This window comes from Nitrospira sp. NS4 (assembly GCF_049546785.1).
Taxonomy (GTDB): domain Bacteria; phylum Nitrospirota; class Nitrospiria; order Nitrospirales; family Nitrospiraceae; genus Nitrospira_D.
The window spans coordinates 236,541-254,025 of sequence record NZ_JBMWAN010000002.1; the positions used below are offsets into that span (position 1 = coordinate 236,541).

At 59.8% G+C, this 17,485-nt stretch carries 17 protein-coding genes and 3 tRNA genes; 14 read left to right on the plus strand and 6 right to left on the minus strand.

What is annotated here, in order from left to right; translation table 11 throughout:
• Window positions 1-247 precede the first annotated feature (247 nt).
• Window positions 248-325: transfer RNA gene (locus ACO9S2_RS05590), tRNA-Glu, on the minus strand.
• 250 nt (window positions 326-575) lie between these two features.
• Between ACO9S2_RS05590 and ACO9S2_RS05595 the strand changes: the two genes are divergently transcribed.
• From ACO9S2_RS05595 to ACO9S2_RS05635, 9 genes are all read left to right on the plus strand, one after another.
• On the plus strand, window positions 576-1,037 hold the full coding sequence (locus tag ACO9S2_RS05595) for a hypothetical protein (protein ID WP_423720963.1): 462 nt from the start codon (window positions 576-578) through the stop codon (window positions 1,035-1,037).
• 138 nt (window positions 1,038-1,175) lie between these two features.
• The gene (locus ACO9S2_RS05600) at window positions 1,176-1,712 is read left to right on the plus strand and encodes a hypothetical protein (RefSeq protein ID WP_423720964.1); all 537 of its coding nucleotides are present in this window, start codon (window positions 1,176-1,178) and stop codon (window positions 1,710-1,712) included.
• A 114-nt stretch (window positions 1,713-1,826) separates the two neighbouring features.
• Window positions 1,827-2,261 carry a DUF6941 family protein gene (locus ACO9S2_RS05605; RefSeq protein WP_423720965.1) on the plus strand — a complete coding sequence of 145 codons (435 nt, stop codon included), beginning with the start codon at window positions 1,827-1,829 and terminating at the stop codon, window positions 2,259-2,261.
• A 101-nt stretch (window positions 2,262-2,362) separates the two neighbouring features.
• Window positions 2,363-4,063 carry a glutamine--tRNA ligase/YqeY domain fusion protein gene (locus ACO9S2_RS05610; RefSeq protein WP_423720966.1) on the plus strand — a complete coding sequence of 567 codons (1,701 nt, stop codon included), beginning with the start codon at window positions 2,363-2,365 and terminating at the stop codon, window positions 4,061-4,063.
• Between the two features lie 176 nt (window positions 4,064-4,239).
• Window positions 4,240-4,569, plus strand: coding sequence for a PilZ domain-containing protein (locus ACO9S2_RS05615; RefSeq protein WP_423720967.1), 330 nt, complete (start codon window positions 4,240-4,242; stop codon window positions 4,567-4,569).
• A gap of 54 nt (window positions 4,570-4,623) precedes the next feature.
• Window positions 4,624-4,803, plus strand: a complete 180-nt coding sequence (locus tag ACO9S2_RS05620; protein ID WP_423720968.1) for a DNA gyrase inhibitor YacG — start codon at window positions 4,624-4,626, stop codon at window positions 4,801-4,803.
• A 225-nt stretch (window positions 4,804-5,028) separates the two neighbouring features.
• Window positions 5,029-6,072 (plus strand): NAD(P)-dependent alcohol dehydrogenase, encoded by a 1,044-nt coding sequence (locus ACO9S2_RS05625; protein WP_423720969.1) that lies wholly within the window; start codon window positions 5,029-5,031, stop codon window positions 6,070-6,072.
• 1,769 nt (window positions 6,073-7,841) lie between these two features.
• Window positions 7,842-8,045: a hypothetical protein gene (locus ACO9S2_RS05630; protein ID WP_423720970.1), complete on the plus strand. Its 204-nt coding sequence runs from the start codon at window positions 7,842-7,844 to the stop codon at window positions 8,043-8,045.
• 351 nt (window positions 8,046-8,396) lie between these two features.
• Entirely contained in the window at window positions 8,397-8,642 is a 246-nt protein-coding gene (locus ACO9S2_RS05635) for a hypothetical protein (RefSeq protein ID WP_423720971.1), read from the plus strand.
• A 103-nt stretch (window positions 8,643-8,745) separates the two neighbouring features.
• On the opposite strand, the gene ACO9S2_RS05640 is transcribed toward ACO9S2_RS05635, so the two are convergent.
• On the minus strand, window positions 8,746-11,061 hold the full coding sequence (locus ACO9S2_RS05640; RefSeq protein WP_423720972.1) for a PilZ domain-containing protein: 2,316 nt from the start codon (window positions 11,059-11,061) through the stop codon (window positions 8,746-8,748).
• Window positions 11,062-11,507: 446 nt separating this feature from the next.
• Between ACO9S2_RS05640 and ACO9S2_RS05645 the strand changes: the two genes are divergently transcribed.
• The 3 genes from ACO9S2_RS05645 (at window position 11,508) to ACO9S2_RS05655 (ending at window position 13,349) form a co-directional block, all read left to right on the plus strand.
• Window positions 11,508-11,954: an ArsI/CadI family heavy metal resistance metalloenzyme gene (locus ACO9S2_RS05645; RefSeq protein WP_423720973.1), complete on the plus strand. Its 447-nt coding sequence runs from the start codon at window positions 11,508-11,510 to the stop codon at window positions 11,952-11,954.
• Window positions 11,955-11,994: 40 nt separating this feature from the next.
• Complete coding sequence (sigZ, locus tag ACO9S2_RS05650; RefSeq protein WP_423720974.1) at window positions 11,995-12,615, plus strand: RNA polymerase sigma factor SigZ; 621 nt, start codon at window positions 11,995-11,997, stop codon at window positions 12,613-12,615.
• A gap of 77 nt (window positions 12,616-12,692) precedes the next feature.
• Window positions 12,693-13,349: a hypothetical protein gene (locus ACO9S2_RS05655; RefSeq protein ID WP_423720975.1), complete on the plus strand. Its 657-nt coding sequence runs from the start codon at window positions 12,693-12,695 to the stop codon at window positions 13,347-13,349.
• A 79-nt stretch (window positions 13,350-13,428) separates the two neighbouring features.
• Here ACO9S2_RS05655 and ACO9S2_RS05660 read toward each other — a convergent pair.
• The 4 genes from ACO9S2_RS05660 to ACO9S2_RS05675 form a co-directional block, all read right to left on the minus strand.
• Window positions 13,429-13,502, minus strand: a tRNA-Gln gene (locus tag ACO9S2_RS05660).
• 54 nt (window positions 13,503-13,556) lie between these two features.
• A tRNA-Gln gene (locus ACO9S2_RS05665) sits at window positions 13,557-13,630 on the minus strand.
• Window positions 13,631-13,704: 74 nt separating this feature from the next.
• Window positions 13,705-15,117: a glutamate--tRNA ligase gene (gene gltX / locus ACO9S2_RS05670; protein ID WP_423720976.1), complete on the minus strand. Its 1,413-nt coding sequence runs from the start codon at window positions 15,115-15,117 to the stop codon at window positions 13,705-13,707.
• 102 nt (window positions 15,118-15,219) lie between these two features.
• Entirely contained in the window at window positions 15,220-15,636 is a 417-nt protein-coding gene (locus tag ACO9S2_RS05675; protein ID WP_423720977.1) for a 2Fe-2S iron-sulfur cluster-binding protein, read from the minus strand.
• Between the two features lie 140 nt (window positions 15,637-15,776).
• Here ACO9S2_RS05675 and ACO9S2_RS05680 point away from each other — a divergent pair, with 140 nt between their 5' ends.
• Both ACO9S2_RS05680 and ACO9S2_RS05685 read left to right on the plus strand, forming a co-directional pair.
• On the plus strand, window positions 15,777-16,250 hold the full coding sequence (locus ACO9S2_RS05680) for an RrF2 family transcriptional regulator (RefSeq protein ID WP_423720978.1): 474 nt from the start codon (window positions 15,777-15,779) through the stop codon (window positions 16,248-16,250).
• Window positions 16,247-17,464, plus strand: a complete 1,218-nt coding sequence (locus ACO9S2_RS05685) for an IscS subfamily cysteine desulfurase (protein WP_423720979.1) — start codon at window positions 16,247-16,249, stop codon at window positions 17,462-17,464. Before ACO9S2_RS05680 ends, ACO9S2_RS05685 begins: the two co-directional genes overlap by 4 nt.
• Window positions 17,465-17,485: the final 21 nt, after the last annotated feature.

The window sequence follows — 17,485 nt, forward strand, 5'->3', positions numbered from 1 at the left end:
AAATGCTGCCCAAATCCCGATGTAGCGCGATGGCCTGCTCGCCTTCGGCGCACGCCGACATTTCACTTGCTATGTTGAGTGTTGATCGCGATACGTGCGATGTGAAAATGCTTGAGAATCCTGTATGGCTTCCCGCATACAAACATAAAAGCAAAACGCACAACACAGGCGAGGCGAAGACACAGAGGGGGATTTCAGGATTTAGCGGATCGCCACCCGAGGCGGCTCCCGCCAAGCGAGCTCGGGGTGGTGGTCCCAACGGGATTCGAACCCGTGTTTAAGCCTTGAGAGGGCTCCGTCCTAGGCCAGGCTAGACGATGGGACCATCCGATTCATCATGAGACACTGCCGCGTGACACCAGACTTTCGGCAGAGCTCCAGAAGGGCGTGCAGAACGGAGGAACGGTAGCATAGGCTCTTTCAGGTTTGCAAACGTCCCGGAAGGAAAGCTGATGCTGCTCCAACAACCACATGCCGGCGAGACCTCTTCCCACTTGCCTCTCACCTCGAGCTTGCCTATAACTGGACCAGTCTTTCGATCCCGACAACCTTGCAGACCCGGCCGGAGGCGTTCGATGCCCAACACACACACACCCAGCTCCCCCTGTTCCATCCCATCGATCCGGCAGCCGGAAACTTTCGTACGCCTCTCAGGAGTGCTGTTTGCGCTCGTTATCATATTAGGAGAATTCACGGCCTGTGCAAGCCCCCAGGCCAACAGGCCGGCGCCGCTCCGATGCCCCACGGCACTCAAAGCCATGGTGAGTCCCACGAAGCCCACGGTCCACGTCTCCTACACAGAACCATCCTTTAATAGTACGGGCGCCCCGCTCAAGACCCTGGCGAAGACCACGATCTACTATGACTTCGGCGACGGCCGCGTGCCCGCCCAAGAGGTCCCCGCGAGCAAGCCGACCGGAGGAGGAGACATCACCCAAACTGTGACTATTCCCCTCACCGGTCAGAGCGAGCAAGCCGTCTTCATCTGTGTCACGGCAACCGATAAGGCGGGGCACGAAAGTTCGACAATTCCTTAGCCCGCTGGCCGATTTCCTGACGAGGCGGCGCTCTTGACAGAGCGCGCGGTCAGGGCTAGCTTCAAGGCTATTCGGCCGCTCAACGATCGACCCGGCTGATACCGTCGCAGCCCATATGCCCCACCACCGAGGTTGACTATGGCAGAGTCCGTAGAGCCCCAACATACAGGCATCGCCTCACGCCAGGAGGCCCCCGATCCCCAGGCCTCCAGGCAGGGGCTGGAACTGCTCATCGGTTCGAATATTTTTCGCAATACCAACGGCGTGATCAAGATCCAGGGGAAAGAGCAGCTGTTTCTGGAATCGAAACCGGAGCAAGGCCTGCTCCTCGCGACGCTTGATCTGTACAGCGAGGCCGGCGTGCATGTCGGACATCTGCGGCGTAACGTGCTAGTGCTGAATCGCACGGAACAATTTGCCGTCGACGTCCATCGTACCGACGGGTCCAACCCATCCGATCTGCCCTCCGTCACCGTCACGGATCGCCTCACCGGCCGGACCGTGCTCGAAGCCCGTGCGGTCGCCGACAAGAAAGTGCAGATTGTGACCGGGAAATTTTATTCCCATAAAGGGATGCCGGTGGACATCACTCCGCACTACTGCCGCATCGGCTCCGGCACGACTCTCTTCGGCGACATAACCGAAAACAAGGGAAGCGCGGTCGTCCTGGGCTGACCCTTCACTTCGCACACACCGGGCCGCCAATCTCCCGCTTCCAGCCTGCCGCCACCGCAACGCGAAAGTGGAAGAATCCTTTGCGAAATCTCCTTCGTCACATAGAATGACCCCATGTCAGACATTGCCAAACCCAGCGTGCAGGCCTTCCTGGTCTGCGATCAGGTGATCGAAGACAGCCTCACCAAGAAAAAGAGCCTGATCGGGATCTTCACCCACTTACAGGCGGCGGCGTTCCCCTTCCAGCATAACCAGATGGGGCTCTATTTCTGCCTGACCGACGCCGAGGGCACCTACCACTTCGATATCGATCTGGTCTATCTCAACACCGAACAATTGGTCTGCCGCGCGACGCTCCCAAACATTGCGATCGGAGACCGGCTCCAGATTTCCGACTTCGGCATCAATATCCCCTCGCTGATCTTCCCCGCTCCCGGCCGCTACGAGTTTCGTCTAAGGATGGAAGGCCATCTCATCGCACAAAAAGACTTTCACGTGATTCAGATGCCCTCCGCCCAGCCACGCGAATCTCCCGAACCTCATTCCTGAAGGCCCTTCCTCCCCGCTTCTCGCTGAGACCCGACTGTGGTACAACTAGGCCGCGACCCGGCAGCCCCGTTCACCTCAGCAACCGGCGAGAGATCCCACAGATGACCGACCCGAACCCGACCGTGCCTTCAGACTTTATCCGCGACATCGTGGCGGCAGACTGTGCCGCCGGCAAACATAACGGACGCGTCGTCACCCGGTTTCCCCCGGAGCCGAACGGCTATCTGCACATCGGTCACGCCAAATCAATTTGCCTGAATTTCGGCATCGCCAAGGAAAATCCCGGCGGCATCTGCCACCTCCGGTTCGACGACACCAACCCCACCACCGAGGACCCGGAATACGTCGAGGCCATTCAGGACGATGTGCATTGGCTGGGCTTCGACTGGCAGGGGAAAAAGTTTTTCGCCTCTGACTATTTCGAGCAGCTCTACAGCTTCGCCGTCGTCCTGATTCAAAAGGGCAAGGCCTATGTCGATAGCCTGACCGCCGAGCAGATGCGTGAATATCGCGGGACACTGACGGAGCCCGGCAGGAACAGCCCCTTCAGAGCCCGCTCCATCGAAGAGAATTTCGATCTGTTCCGGCGGATGCGCGCCGGCGAATTCCCGGACGGCGCCCATGTGCTCAGGGCCAAGATCGACATGGGTTCTCCCAACATCAATCTGCGCGATCCCGTGCTGTATCGAATCCGACATGCCGCTCATTACCGGACCGGCACCGAGTGGTGCATTTATCCGGCGTACGACTACGCCCATCCTCTTTCAGATGCGATCGAAGGGATCACCCACTCCATCTGCACCCTGGAATTCGAGGACCACCGCCCCCTCTACGATTGGGTCGTGGCGGAAACCGACGCCCCCCATCGCCCACAGCAGATCGAGTTCGCCCGGCTGAATCTGACCTTTGCCGTCATGAGCAAGCGCAAGCTGCTCGAACTGGTTGACAAGAAACTCGTGGCGGGATGGGACGATCCGCGAATCCCGACCATCAAGGGGTTGCGGCGGCGCGGCTACACGGCCGAAGCCATCCGCGCCTTCTGCGAGCACATCGGCGTCGCCAAGCGCGATGCGGTCGTGGAAATGCAGCTCCTCGAGTATTTCATTCGCGAGGATTTGAACAAACGGTCCCCGCGCGTCATGGCGGTGCTCAACCCCTTGAAGGTGGTCATCGAGAACTATCCCGAGGGCACCGTCGAAGAGATGGAGGCCGTGAACAACCCCGAAGACCCGTCGGCCGGAACCAGGCGCGTGCCCTTCTCGCGGGTCTTGTACATCGAGCAGGACGATTTCCGCGAAGATCCGCCAAAGCAATTCTTCCGTTTGGCGCCAGGGCGAGAAGTCCGCTTGCGCTACGCCTACATCGTGAAATGCACCGGGGTCGTCAAAGATCCGCAGACCGGCACGATCACCGAATTGCGCTGCACCTACGATCCCGACACCAAGAGCGGGTCGTCGCAGGAACAACGGAAGGTCAAAGCGACCATTCACTGGGTCTCCGCCGCCCATGCCGTTCCGGCCGAAGTGCGCCTCTATAATCCATTGCTGACAACGGACCTGGCCAAGATTCCCCCGGACCAGGATTGGACGCAGTTGCTCAACCCGCAGTCGCTTGAACGCCTCACCGGATGCCTGGTCGAGCCGGGCCTCAAGCAGGCGCCGGTCGGTGCGCGGTTTCAATTCGAACGGACAGGATACTTCTGCGTCGATCCGGACAGCACGCAGACCGGCCTGGTCTTCAATCGCACCGTCTCCCTCAAGGATGCCTGGGCCAAGATCGAGAAGGCCCAAAAGACGAGCTGATCCCGATTCACCCCTTCCGCAATCCTACTCAGGCCGGCCGCCTGGACAGCGGCCGATTTTCACTTATTTCTTCGAACGAGAGACGCACTGGTCTACGATGGGCCCAGGACGGAGTCCGCTCGCAGTGAACCCCTGCGAGCGCCACCCCGCCGCTCACCCACGTTCAGGAGATCATCATGATCGAGTGCCGCGAGCATCCGCGTATTCCGGTTGAAGCCCAGGTTTACTTTTCCACCACCAACCACACCGACATCCGCCAGGGCACGATGTTCGACATCTCCGCCGGAGGCTGCGCCGTCATCAGCACCGTACCCATCAATCCCGGCTCCGGCGTCCGGCTCCTCATCCGGGCCACCGACCTGGGATCGGCGATCACCGTGCATGCCGCCGCGGTGCGCTGGGCCAACCACGGCGAATTCGGCGTCGAGTTTCTGAGCCTCTCGGATCTGGACCGGAGCCGCCTTCAGCGCTTCCTCCATGTCGTCAAGCCGCAGACAGCGTCCTAGCACAACGCCCCGCGCCCTTGCCTGACCCTGCCGGAAGAATGATACACTCTTGGCATGACCTGTCCGGTCTGCAAGAAAGCCACGACGTGGGAACAGAATCACTGGCGCCCGTTCTGTTCAGAGCGCTGTCAGATCACGGACCTGGGAACCTGGGCCGCGGAAGGCTACCGGATTGCCGGCACGCCGCTGACGATCGACCCTGAACAGGGCCAGGAAGAGGATTCAGGCCGGTAATACTCCGAACCGATTCACGCCACATCATTCATCGCAGACTGCCCCTAACAAACGGCGCCCACTCACGCATCAACTCGCACACCTGCCCCCCGCCATTTCCGGCATTACAACAAATCCACAAGGTGATGAATGTGCCGGCCGCGTCCTCATTTTCCCAGTTGGCAAGTTCCGTCCATCTTGCTAATGTCTCCCTTCCAACACACTCTCTCACCAGGAGCCCGCACCATGTTGCCGACAAAAGGCTATGCCGCCCTGACCGCCAAAGCCCCGTTGACGCCCTTCTCCTTCGAACGTCGCGCCGTCGGTCCTCACGATGTGCTGATCACCATCACGCATTGCGGCGTGTGCCATTCCGATATCCATCAAGCGCGCGACGAATGGGGCGGCTCGATTTTCCCCATGGTGCCGGGGCACGAAATCATCGGGACCGTGGCGCAGGCGGGGGCCGAGGTAACAAAGTTCAAAGCCGGGGACCGGGCCGGCGTCGGCTGCTTCGTCGACTCCTGCCGGACCTGCGCCGCCTGCCGGGAGGGGCTGGAACAGTATTGCGAGAAGGGGATGCTGCTCACCTACAGCGGACGAGCGGCAGACGGATCGATTACCCAAGGGGGCTACTCCACCCAGATCGTGGCGGATGAGCAGTATGTCTTGCGCATCCCCGAAAGCTTGTCGCCGGCCGGCGCGGCGCCGCTCTTGTGCGCGGGAATTACGACCTACTCTCCGCTGCGCCACTGGGGCGTGGGGAAATACCACAAACTGGCGGTGGTGGGCTTGGGCGGGCTCGGCCATATGGCGGTGAAGATCGCGCGGGCGCTCGGCACCGAAGTTACCGTCTTGAGCACCTCGGAGAGCAAGCGAGCCGACGCCATGCGGCTGGGGGCCCACAAATTCGTCGTCACCTCCCAGCCTATGGCGCTCGTCAGACTGCAACGGCACTTCGACTTTATCCTCGACACCGTCTCGGCTCCGCACGACTACAATATCTACCTCAACCTGCTGAAAACCGACGGCACCATGATCCTGGTCGGCGTCCCCGACAAACCGGCCCCGCTGGAGCCGTTCTCGCTGATTATGCACCGGCGCCGCATCGCCGGCTCCGTCATCGGCGGCATCCGTGAGACACAGGAAATGCTCGACTTCTGCGCCGAGCACAATATCGAATCCGATGTCGAAGTCATTCCGATCCATCAGGTGAACGAGGCCTACGAACGAGTTCTCAAGGGCGACGTCCGCTTCCGCTTCGTCATCGACCTGGCGTCGCTGAAATAGCGCATCCGTATTGCGCCCGCATCCATCAGCCTTCGACGGAAATCGCGATTCGTACATGCCTGGCAGGCCTGCTCTGCTCCGGCGAGAGGCGAAGCCGCATGGTGTCGCGCCCCGTTCGGCACTGCACCCTGTTCGATTCCAAACATCGTCAAAATGGAACAGCAAGGAGCGCTCTCCATCGCCGGCATGACCAACACCGGCTCGCCTGACTTCAACGCCGGCAGATCGGCGCCATGCAAGTTCTGTCGGACCTTTGCGAACTGGTTCCACTTCTCCGCCACACGAGCCTGGCAGCCCATCGCCTTGACCTCGGGGCAGAACCTTCAGCTCGGCCCATCGGCAGCGATACCCAGGCAAAATACCTAGCCGCTACACCGAGCCTCGCCGTCATGGCGTCGTGGAAACTACTACAAAATAATCGAAGGTCTTCCGATGGCACCTCCTGCTGGAAGATCGTATAAGACGACTCATCATTATTCACGCTGGTTTTCTCTTTTGACTCATGACAAGTAACCCGACACAACGGTCCGCGCCGGTTGAGAGACGCCAGCTCTGGATGGCACTGGCATGGCTCGGCCTCTGGTGGGCCTTGACGCTGTCGGTCGGCGTCGAGATTTTGCGGCATTCATTCTAGCGCCCTCCTATCCGCACACTCTTTTCAGGCATGGCCTCATCATAAAAAAACATAAAGAGGCCGGGATTCTTTGCTGGGCGCTTCCGGATATCGAGGGGGTCAGGCGTCCCGTTGATCAGACTCTTATCGCTGGTGCCTATTTCTCTCCCTCCCCTTGTGTAAGGGGAGGGACGGTGGGGTAGAGAACCTCGACGGCAGCAGGGCGCGGGTGGTTGGCCCACTGAGCCATGCCGCCGTGCTCAGAATTCGACCTCCCCCACCTCCTGACGAAGGAGAGGGCACCTGGGCATACTGGCGTCAATCCAAACGGGCACCCTGCTCACAGACCCACACGAAATCCTGACGCACCCTTTTCTGATCGCTCAGCCCGGTTTCTATCCGGCCATTCGCGTGAGGCCTGGTGCCAATCTCATCCGCTGAACAAATTGTGATGCAGATCCCACTTTGCTGTGTCTCTGACGACACAGCTTCTTCCGCGGCGTTTCTCAGCACCGGACGGTGATACCACTATATCCTGTGAGTCCCTTCAATCTTTTGCCCTGATATAGATTAGGTGACTTAAGATCTCGATCGGTACGAGCCTTGCTGTAGCAGTCGATGCAAGGAGGGATTCATCATGCGAGACCCTGCGTTATGGACAAGCTGGTACGTCGCTCTGCTCCTCTTCCCCCTGATCATCGTCGTCTTGCTGGTCCGGGATTTTCTTTACCAGCGAATACGCCGTCGCTGAGCGACCAAGCAGACGAGACAGCAACGGAGGGGGCGAGAATCTTCCTGATTGCTCAGTCTGATGAGCTTCAGACCGTTACGGCGCGCGGCGTTTCCCTGAGCCACCGATTTCCCAATGCAGCCATCGTTCAGCTGAGAGTGAAACATGCAGAATGGACCGCTCTTGCGGGCCTTTCACCGGCCACCCACTGAGCGATTTCGCTCAGATTGCACCGTGCAGAACAGCACAGAGTCGTTAACGTGCCTCCCTCAGCATCTGCGCTTGTGAAGTCTCTCGCTCCAATCTCTTTGCTTTGTTTGATTTCTTCTACATCCTTTTGGTCGTCCGCTGGCGCGTCTTCAGGGGAATACAACTTGCCTCTTCCACGGCTTCCAGGAAGATCCGCGTAACCCCAAGGAGAAGGGTATGCTGGAACAAGATACAGTGGCCGAGGAAATTCTCAATATGGTGAAGGCTCATCCCGGCTGCACATTGGATGAGCTCACGGAACGCCTGCCGAGATGGAATTGGTCCGAGGTCTTTATCGAAGTAGACCGCCTGAGTCGGCTGGGCCGCTTGCAGCTGACCCAGAGTGGGGCCGGATTTATTACGACGCTCCACCCGCTCTAAACACTGCCGGAGTCAGCGGCACTGTGGGAGCGGACCAGGAATGGACACGGGTGGAGGTTCTGGCAGTAGTCTTCCCTGCTGACCATGATGCGATCTCTTCTTCTCCTGGGAGAGACCTCCACCCCCATTCCTTCATGGCTCCCCGTCCCTCCGTAACACGCACAACCCGAACAGTCCTCACCCGTTGCGCGGCGGCTCATCCCGGCGGCTTGGCTGGGTTTGAGAGCGGGCTCCAAACTGAGATCGGGTCGCACGGCGCCCCTTCCCGGCTTGTTCTTCCCCTGGCATCGGGAGTAGGATAGCCCGGTTTGTTGACCATTGACGTTCATCATTACGAGGAGAGGTATCACCATGACGAATCGGCGTGTGCAGGCATTCGGTGTCATCGCATTGTTGGGCATGTTGGTGGGTGGTTGTGCGAGTGAGGGGACGACGGGATCATCATACGTCCCGCCTCAGGGCATCGACCGTATAGCTGCAGGAGGTGTGGAAGATACCTTGGAGGCTTGTAAGGCGCGCATCCCCAAGGACGCCACCGCGGGGCAGAGGATGCTGGCAGAGCAAAGCTGCAGCCGCGATCAGGCCGCCCGTCGCTAGTCCTGTTCTGCATAGAGGGGGAGACGGAGCCACATCGTCTCCCCCTCTCTTGTTTTGCTTCCTGCGCACTCCCTATCCAGCTTTCCTGACTGCTACGCGGCCTCTATGGTACGGCCACGCCCCCTGTGAGAGCGTACAGTTTGTCCCACCAATGCCGATGCAGCTCCGCCCACTCCGCTTCTCCCTGTTCGACACTCTCGACTGAACACACAAGCAACCGGCCGTCATTCTGTGGGACCGTTCGCTGAGGACGTATTTTCAGCCTGATCGCATCGAACTCCAGGAAGACCACGTGGTCCTGATCGAGAAAGTGAGCCTGTCGGGTCCACAAGGATAGGCCCGAGTAGGAAATGTCCCGCAACTGCACGTCGACCTGGCGCGTCCCGTCCACCAACCGACCGCGCCGGAGGCAGGGAATCCTGGGAACACGCCGCCGGCTGGGTTTATACGGCATATAGGCCGACGGAATCCCCTGTAGGACCGCCCAGAAACTCTTCCACAACCCTGTGGCTGGCCTGGCCCCCCGCCAGGTCTGATGGGACGAGAACATCAGGCGGATCAGCGCCTGTCGGGTCTCTGCCGGCAGGGTGCCGAACTGCACGCCGACCCGGCACTGCCGGGTGTCCCCTCTTTCCTGACGAACGACCCATCCGCGCACAGAAACGGGGGTCTCGCCATCCGGCAGAAACCGCACAAGCAGCCCTTCGGCGGAGGCCTCCAGGGGTTCCGGCACGACCAGCTGCGCGCCGAGCTCGCTCAGGTCGCTCGTAGTCCCTCTCAGACGACGGTTGCCGGCAAGCACCTCGCAGGGGAAATACATCGGCACGCGCACGCATTGCTGCCGCTGCGGAGGTTCATACGCCGTCGAAATCACCGCGCCGAGGAGGAGCAGATTGACGGCCGCCCAAAAGACGCCGATGGCCATTCCCGGTGACAGGTCCCATGCGGCGGCCCGCACCAGGCCGACAGCCACTCCCGCAGCAAGCAGGCCGAAGAGCACGAGATGCGGCAGCATCAGCCGATTCAGCACCGGGGCGCCCGGCATCCGCTCTCCCTTCGGAGTCACCACGAACGGCCGTCGCGCCCTCGGCGAAAGCAGCGTGCTGACGACCGCTCGGCTCACCGCGAAACACAGCATCGTTTCATAGATGTCGGACCAGATGGCGCTGCGCATCCCCCTGCTCACGGCGTGGGTCGTCATGAGAAAGGCGAGGAAATAGGAAAAGAAGAACACGACGAGCGTGAGGGGATCGGCCCGCAAGACGGGGATATCGAAATACAGCCAGGGCAAGGGCGCCGCCAGACAGATAATGCGTGGCAACCCGAACAGAAAGTAGTGAATCGCCCCCAGATAATCGAAGCGTTGCGCCACCGTTAAGCCCGGCGTCGTGAGGGGGTTCGCCCGAAACAACAACTGAATCGCCCCGGTCGCCCAGCGCATGCGTTGCGTGAGATAGCCGTGGAGCGTTTCCGGCAGCAGACCGGCCGAGAGTTCTCGATTCACGTAGCACGACCGGTAGCCCTTCGCATGGACCAAGAAACTGGTATGCAGGTCTTCCGTGATGGTTTCCTCCCGGAATCCTCCGACTTCCTCCAAGGCGCTGCGCCGGAACAGGCCGCTGCTGCCGGCAAAGAAGGCGCTATTGTGTCGATCACGCCCAGGCTGAATGACGTGGAAAAACAGTCGCTGCTCATCTTGGACCGTCTGCTGCAGCCGCAGATTCCGCTGGAAGATATCCCGATTATAGAAGCGATGCGCGGTTTGGACGATCCCGACCGCAGGATCTTCAAAAAACGGAACCGTCTCTTTGAGAAACGATCGAACCGGAACGTGATCCGTGTCGAACACGGCGATGCATTGTCCGTGGGAACGGGCGATCGCATAGTTCAAATTCCCGGCTTTCGCCGATTCTCCACGATTCGGACGCCGGAGGTAGTGACAGCCCAGTGACCGGGCCAGTTGTTCCACGTCCTCCCGATGACCATCGTCGAGCACGTGCACCTGGAACCGGTCACGCGGGTAATCCTGCTCCAGGCAGCCTACCAGCGTCCGCTCCAGGACAAACAGCGGTTCATGGACAATGGGAACCAGGATATCGACGGTTGGCGCGGACTTCATCGGAGGCGTGCCGCGCTCGACGGAATCCCAGGCCTGATAGACGAAAAACCCGATATGGACCAGATTGTAGAGCTCCGCGAGATAGACCGTGCCGCTGACCGCTATTCCCGCAGGACTGTCGGTGTTCAACGTATAGAGCCCGCGCCAGAGCATGTACTGGGCGCAGAGGAGGAGCAGCGCGCTGAGAATGAACTTCCGCCTGGTCGTGAACCAGGCCGAGAGAACCACCAGCCCGAACAACGTCACTGCCACCGTGCCGGCGACGGACAGACTATAATAAGAATCCAGCCAGCCTCTCACTAATGCCCCGAGTAACAATCCATCGAACGATACACTCAATTCTGGACAGACAGGCCGGCCATCAGCAGGATCGGGGTCTGGAATTATTCCGCAAGGGTGTCGGATATGACATGCGGCATAGACGCTCAGCGTTCCAACCCGGCAAGAGTTTACCCGACCAAAACGGTAATAACCAGGGTGATACCCTAGGTATCCTCAGGCAACAGAACGGCACACAAGACAGGCTCATGACGCGACTCATGCCGGATTCATGGACGTACGGAATGTCCACCCCCTTATTTACCGCATTTACCGCCCGGTCCCCCTGCACATCCCAGTCAAACAATTCGTCCTTATGCCTATACCTGCCGGCTTGCCCTCCTCATAGCTTGCGTCCTTTTGGGCGATGTTCCGTCTCTAGGAGTAGGCAGGTGAATCATCGCTTGTCGGTCACTAAGGAGGAGCCCATGAGACCCCATATATCACTCGATGTCCGAAACGTTCCCGCATCCGTTGAGTTCTATCGGAAGGTATTTAGCCTGGCGCCGCAGAAGCAGACGGCAGACTATGCCAAGTTCGACCTGACCGCCCCGTCGCTGAACCTGTCGCTGGTGTCATCCACGGGCAGAATCAGCTCCGTCGACCATCTGGGTATTGAAGTGAATTCCCCGGAAGAGATCATAGAATGGAAGGCCCGTTTGCAGACTGCCGGCATTCTCCAGAAGGTCGAGGAAAACACGACCTGCTGTTTCGCCCGGCAGGACAAGCTCTGGTTCACGGATCCCGATGGCAACGCTTGGGAAGTGTTCACGGTGCACGAGCAACTGGGGATCGAGGGGACGCTCAGCCAGACAGGCTGCTGCGTCCCGGCCCACCCAGGCTCGGCACAGGCCGCAACTTGCACCGCCTCCTGATGGCGTGTAGCGTAGGGATACGCCTTGTGGAGAAGCAGCCATGACGCAAGATGTACGGGATCTTTGGATGGAGGTGCGCGGGCGGCTGCGCACCTTCATCGCCAAGCGGGTGGAGGCCGACGCGGCGGTGGACGATCTTCTGCAAGAGGTTTTTCTGCGAATCCATGACAAGATCGACAGCCTGCAGGATCCCCGCCGCCTGGTTTCCTGGATCTTCCAGATCACGCGCCATGTCATTATCGACTATTACCGGGCTCCGCACCGGCAGCGGGAAGTGCCGGCCGGGCTTGCACCGGAAGTCGAGGAACAGATGACGCTGGCTGAGCAGGATGACGAGTCCGGTGAGCCACGCGCGCAACTGGCAGGCTGCCTGCGCCCCATGGTGGAGCAGCTCCCGGCAGACTACCGGGATGCGATCAGACTCGTCGAACTGGAGGGCCTCACGCAGCAGACTGCCGCAGCCAGGCTGGGCCTCTCCCTCTCCGGCATGAAGTCCCGTGTGCAACGGGGCCGCCGACGGTTGAAGGAGATGCTGCACGAATGCTGCCTGATCCAGCTCGATGGCAGGCGTGGCATCGCCGAGTTCGCCCTCCGCGACCCTGCCGCGAACCCCTGCGCCCCACCTGCTCCGATCCTCCCCGCCCGGCGACCACCACATTGAGTGCCGCCCATTGCGCTCAGCCCGCTGGGCTTGATAGAAAAGATGTCTTGACCTCTCACTGGAGCATCGTAACGATCATGTTCTCACGAACTGCCTGTAGCCTGCATGTCGTGCTGCTGACGACATCCCTCAGTCTGTCTCTGACCAGCCTGGCCCCGGCTCCGGTTCAAGCAGCCCCGCGAGGCGGCGGCAAGACGGAGGTCCTGCCCGCACAGAAGGCGGCCCCGGCCGCGGTATTCATCGAAACCGTCGGTACGGAATCCGAGTTGCGTCGCCAGCTGCGGCTCAAGAACGGGGTGATGGAGATGAAGGCTGAGAGCGCGCAGGTCCGTTTCTCGGAGGCTCCCCTCAACAGCTTCGGGTTTGTCCCACAGCAGGGGCTGGGCATGGCATTGGTCACACAGAGTCCCGACGTTATGTTGAACCGGGTGGCCCCGGCCGCCAACGCCTACGAGATCCATAAGCTGGCGGACGGCAGTGCCATGGTGGTGGGCTTCGTCGGGCCGGATCTCAAGCCGCAACTCACCCCGCAACTGCGCCCGAAAAATGTGCGGCTGGCGCTCTATTCCAATCCATCCGACAAGGCCCCTCACATCGTCGCCGTGCCGCTCGGCAAACTGGCCGTCGATCAGATGCCTCATCGCGTGGACCCCAAGAACCCGAACGGGCCGGTCGTGTTTGAGATGGATTTGCAGAGCAGCGCGAACCGGCAATCGCCCCATGGTGGACAGTAGGCCGCCGATCAGACCAAGGCCCGCCCAACGGACCCCGCCTGCGCTTGAACAATGAATTCGAAACGTGATTAACGAGAAATGGCTGGGGGACTAGGAATCGAACCTAGGTAGCCGGCTCCAAAGGCCGGCGTCCTACCGCTAGACGATCCCCCAGCGCGGTACGAAACCAAGACGTCGATCTGAGAGTACGGCGTGGGAAAGAGTTTTTGGCTGGGGGACTAGGAATCGAACCTAGGTAGTCAGATCCAGAGACTGACGTCCTACCGCTAGACGATCCCCCAACCGACGCCCACAGTAATATACGGCTTGTGATTCCGTCAAGATCGCGGCGGATTTATTAGCAGAATTCCGCCGATTAGGCCGACGCCCGTTCGATCCCCTGCCGGAGGCGTAGGAGGGTCCGGTCCCGGCCCAGGACCTCCATGACCTCAAACAGGCCCGGGCTGGCAGTCCTGCCGGTCAAGGCCACGCGCACCGGCTGAGCCAGCTGGCCCATCTTGAGGCCCTCTTCTTCGACGAGCTTCTTGAAGGATTCTTCCCATGCCTGCTTGGAAAAAGCGGGCAACGCTTCAAAGCGGGCAAGCAGCTTGCCGAGCACCGGCGCAATCGCCGGCGCGAGAAACTTCTTGGCCGCCTCTTCTTCAAAGACGACCGACTCGCCGAAGTAGGGCCGCACCCATTCCACCATCTCAACGAGTGTCTTAGCCCGTTCTTTGACCAGCACGACCAGCTGCGCCAGCCAGTCCATCGACATCGCCTTCACCTGTTCCTGCAACCCGGCCGCGTCCAGGAGTGGAACGAGCGCCTGCGCCACCTGGCTGGGCGGGCTGCTCTTGATATATTCGGCGTTGATCCAGAGCAGCTTCTCGGGATTGAACACAGCCGGAGAGGATTGCACATTCTTCCAGGAAAATTTTTCGATCAGTTCCTGCCGGCTGAACAGTTCCTGATCTCCGTGCGACCAGCCCAGCCGGACGAGATAGTTCACCATCGCTTCGGGGAGATAACCCATGTCTTTGTAGGCCATGATGGACGTGGCGCCATGGCGTTTGGATAGCCGGGCCTTGTCCGATCCGAGAATCATCGGCAAGTGGCCGAACTGCGGAACTGGAAACCCCAAAGCCTGGAAGATGGGCACTTGTCTCGGCGTGTTGGTCAAATGGTCGTCCCCGCGCACCACATGAGTGATCTTCATGAGCGCGTCGTCAACCACGACGGAGAAGTTGTAGGTCGGATAGCCGTTGGAACGGAGAATGATCAGATCGTCCGCTGCGCTGTTGTCAAACGTGATCTTCCCTTTGATCAAATCATCGACGACAATCTGCCCCTCTTGCGGCGCTTTGAATCGCAGCGCGGCATCGCTCGGCGGATTCGTGATCCCGAGATTGCGACAGCGCCCATCGTATCGGGGTGACAGCCCTTTCGCTTCCGCCTCTTTCCGTCGCGCTTCGAGTTCCTCGGCCTTGCAGACGCACCAGTAGGCTTGCCCCTTCTCCAGCAGCGCCATGGCGTGGCTGCGGTACAGTTCCATGCGCTCGGTTTGGCGATAGGGCCCCTCGTCCCAATCGAGCCCTACCCATTTCATCCCCTCGATGATGGCTTGGATCGATTCATCGGTGGACCGGCTCTGGTCCGTGTCTTCGATGCGGAGAATAAACACGCCCTGCTGCTGCCGGGCGAACAGCCAATTAAACAGAGCGGTGCGGACTCCGCCGATGTGAAGGAACCCGGTCGGACTCGGCGCAAAACGAACACGGACTTGGGTCATGCGGTCATCTCATTCGTAGGGGTGGAAAGGCCGGTATCTATAGCACGCAGGGAAAAGTCTTGTACAGAATCGCGGCGTTGTCAGCGGCCTGTAAATATCAGGCTAGTGGCCTTCCTTCACGAGGTTTTTGTTGACCGCGGGGATCTCGATCACGATGTCCTTGGTTCCGTTCGGGACACACTGGCAGCCGAGACGTGATTGCAACGTGGTCATCGGCGCTTCGTCGAGCTGATCAAACTCGTCGTCAGTCCCCTCGTTACAGCTCTCCAGCCCCTGCTTCACAATCACGTGGCAGGTCGAACAGGCACAGACCCCGCCGCAGACATGTTCCAATTCCACGCCGTTTGCCATCGCGATGTCCAGGATGCTGCCCGGAAGCCCCGTCTCTCCGTAGGGAATCTTGGCGGGATCTACCGTCACTTTGGTGACATCCCCGTCAGCCGCTACATAGGTGATGGTGTAGGGCTTCTCGGGAAGCTCATACTCCGCCTTCTCAATATAGGGGTTTGTCCCGCCCATGTTCCCATTCCTTTCTCTTCTCTGCCTGATGATTCCTTGGAATAACCCGTTGACAGCTCAGAAAGTTGCGTGGTATCTTTAGTCCGACCTTATTGATCGGAGATCATTATAGTCTCCGACTCCATCGATCGGCAATAGCCATGTTGAAGATTTCAAAAAAAGCCGACTACGCCCTCATGGCCCTCCAGCACATCGCATCGGTTCAATTCGGCGACGTGACACCCGGCCGTGTCGTGAACACGAAAGAAATCGCGGAAGAGTACCACATCCCGCTCGAACTGTTAGCCAAGGTGCTTCAGACCCTGGCCAAGAACGGGTTGATTGAAAGCCATAACGGCCCCAAGGGCGGGTATCTCCTGGCCCGCAGCGCAAGGCAGATCACGATCGCGCAGATCCTGGAAGGCATCGAGGGGCCGCTGGGCATCACGGATTGTTCCCATGAAAAAGAAGGCGAACCCTGCCTTCAACGAGAGCATTGCAACATCCGCACGCCGCTGCTCAAGGTTCAGGACAGCATCTACCAGTTACTCAGTAATATGACGCTGCAAGACATGCTGGGGGGCACCCCCCTGATTACGATTCAGTCTTCCACGGCACAAGGAGTCGCACAATGAAACTTCCGATTTTCCTCGATAATCATTCCACGACCCCCATGGACCCCCGGGTCCTCGACGCCATGCTGCCCTATTTCGTGGAGAAGTTCGGCAATGCGGCCAGCCGCAACCACGCGTTCGGCTGGGCGGCTGAAGAAGCGGTCGAGAACGCCCGCAAGCAGATCGCCAAGCTGATCAAGGCGGATCCCAAGGAAATCGTCTTCACCAGCGGCGCCACCGAATCGGACAATCTGGCGATCAAGGGCGTGCTGGAGATGTACAAGGAAAAGGGCGATCACATCATCACGTCGTCCACGGAGCACCGCGCGGTCATCGACACAGCCAAGGCCCTCGAAGCAAAGGGCAAGGCGACGGCGACCTATCTGCCCGTCGATAAGTATGGGATGGTGAACCCGGAAGACGTGCGGAACGCGATCACGGACAAGACAGTCCTGATCTCCGTGATGCTCGCTAACAATGAAATCGGCACAATTAATCCGGTCAAGGAGATCGGCAAGATCGCCAAGGAAAAGGGCATCCTCTTCCACTGCGATGCGACGCAAGGCGTCGGCAAGATCCCCGTCGATGTGCAGGACATGGGGATCGACCTGATGTCCTTCTCGGCCCATAAGATCTATGGCCCCAAGGGGGTCGGGGCGCTCTATGTCAGAAAGAAGAACCCCCGCGTGCGGATCGCCGCGCAAATGGACGGCGGCGGACACGAGCGCGGGATGCGGTCCGGCACCCTGCCGGTGCCGTTGATCGTCGGCTTCGGCAAGGCCTGCGAACTGTGCGAACAGGAAATGGCCACGGAAACCGCCCGGCTCACGGCGATGCGCGACCGTCTGCAGGCCGGGATCATGAAAGCCCTCGAAGAAAGTTATCTCAACGGCCATCCGACCCAGCGCTTGCCGCACAACCTGAATATTTCCTTCGCCTACGTCGAGGGCGAATCGCTCCTGATGGGCATGAAGGACATTGCCCTGTCATCCGGTTCCGCCTGCACCTCGGCGACGCTGGAACCGTCCTATGTCCTGAGAGCCCTGGGCGTCGGTGTGGAACTCGCTCACTCGTCGATCCGCTTCGGCCTGGGCCGCTTCAATACGGACGAAGAGATTGACTACACGATCAAGAAGGTTATTGAGATTGTGACCAAGCTGCGTGAAATGTCGCCGTTGTACGAAATGGCGAAAGAAGGGGTCGATTTGAAATCCGTTCAGTGGGCGGCCCACTGAACGGCGTGAAACGTGCCTCGT

What these genes read in the sequence shown, in the direction of transcription:
- ACO9S2_RS05655 (WP_423720975.1), top strand. Translation starts at nt 12,693, where the DNA reads ATGTTCTCACGAACTGCCTGTAGCCTGCATGTCGTGCTGCTGACGACA.
- sigZ (WP_423720974.1), top strand. Translation starts at nt 11,995, where the DNA reads ATGACGCAAGATGTACGGGATCTTTGGATGGAGGTGCGCGGGCGGCTG.
- ACO9S2_RS05645 (WP_423720973.1), top strand. Translation starts at nt 11,508, where the DNA reads ATGAGACCCCATATATCACTCGATGTCCGAAACGTTCCCGCATCCGTT.
- ACO9S2_RS05675 (WP_423720977.1), bottom strand. Translation starts at nt 15,636, where the DNA reads ATGGGCGGGACAAACCCCTATATTGAGAAGGCGGAGTATGAGCTTCCC.
- ACO9S2_RS05635 (WP_423720971.1), top strand. Translation starts at nt 8,397, where the DNA reads ATGACGAATCGGCGTGTGCAGGCATTCGGTGTCATCGCATTGTTGGGC.
- ACO9S2_RS05600 (WP_423720964.1), top strand. Translation starts at nt 1,176, where the DNA reads ATGGCAGAGTCCGTAGAGCCCCAACATACAGGCATCGCCTCACGCCAG.
- ACO9S2_RS05620 (WP_423720968.1), top strand. Translation starts at nt 4,624, where the DNA reads ATGACCTGTCCGGTCTGCAAGAAAGCCACGACGTGGGAACAGAATCAC.
- ACO9S2_RS05685 (WP_423720979.1), top strand. Translation starts at nt 16,247, where the DNA reads ATGAAACTTCCGATTTTCCTCGATAATCATTCCACGACCCCCATGGAC.
- ACO9S2_RS05615 (WP_423720967.1), top strand. Translation starts at nt 4,240, where the DNA reads ATGATCGAGTGCCGCGAGCATCCGCGTATTCCGGTTGAAGCCCAGGTT.
- ACO9S2_RS05610 (WP_423720966.1), top strand. Translation starts at nt 2,363, where the DNA reads ATGACCGACCCGAACCCGACCGTGCCTTCAGACTTTATCCGCGACATC.
- ACO9S2_RS05630 (WP_423720970.1), top strand. Translation starts at nt 7,842, where the DNA reads ATGCTGGAACAAGATACAGTGGCCGAGGAAATTCTCAATATGGTGAAG.
- gltX (WP_423720976.1), bottom strand. Translation starts at nt 15,117, where the DNA reads ATGACCCAAGTCCGTGTTCGTTTTGCGCCGAGTCCGACCGGGTTCCTT.
- ACO9S2_RS05595 (WP_423720963.1), top strand. Translation starts at nt 576, where the DNA reads ATGCCCAACACACACACACCCAGCTCCCCCTGTTCCATCCCATCGATC.
- ACO9S2_RS05605 (WP_423720965.1), top strand. Translation starts at nt 1,827, where the DNA reads ATGTCAGACATTGCCAAACCCAGCGTGCAGGCCTTCCTGGTCTGCGAT.
- ACO9S2_RS05680 (WP_423720978.1), top strand. Translation starts at nt 15,777, where the DNA reads ATGTTGAAGATTTCAAAAAAAGCCGACTACGCCCTCATGGCCCTCCAG.
- ACO9S2_RS05625 (WP_423720969.1), top strand. Translation starts at nt 5,029, where the DNA reads ATGTTGCCGACAAAAGGCTATGCCGCCCTGACCGCCAAAGCCCCGTTG.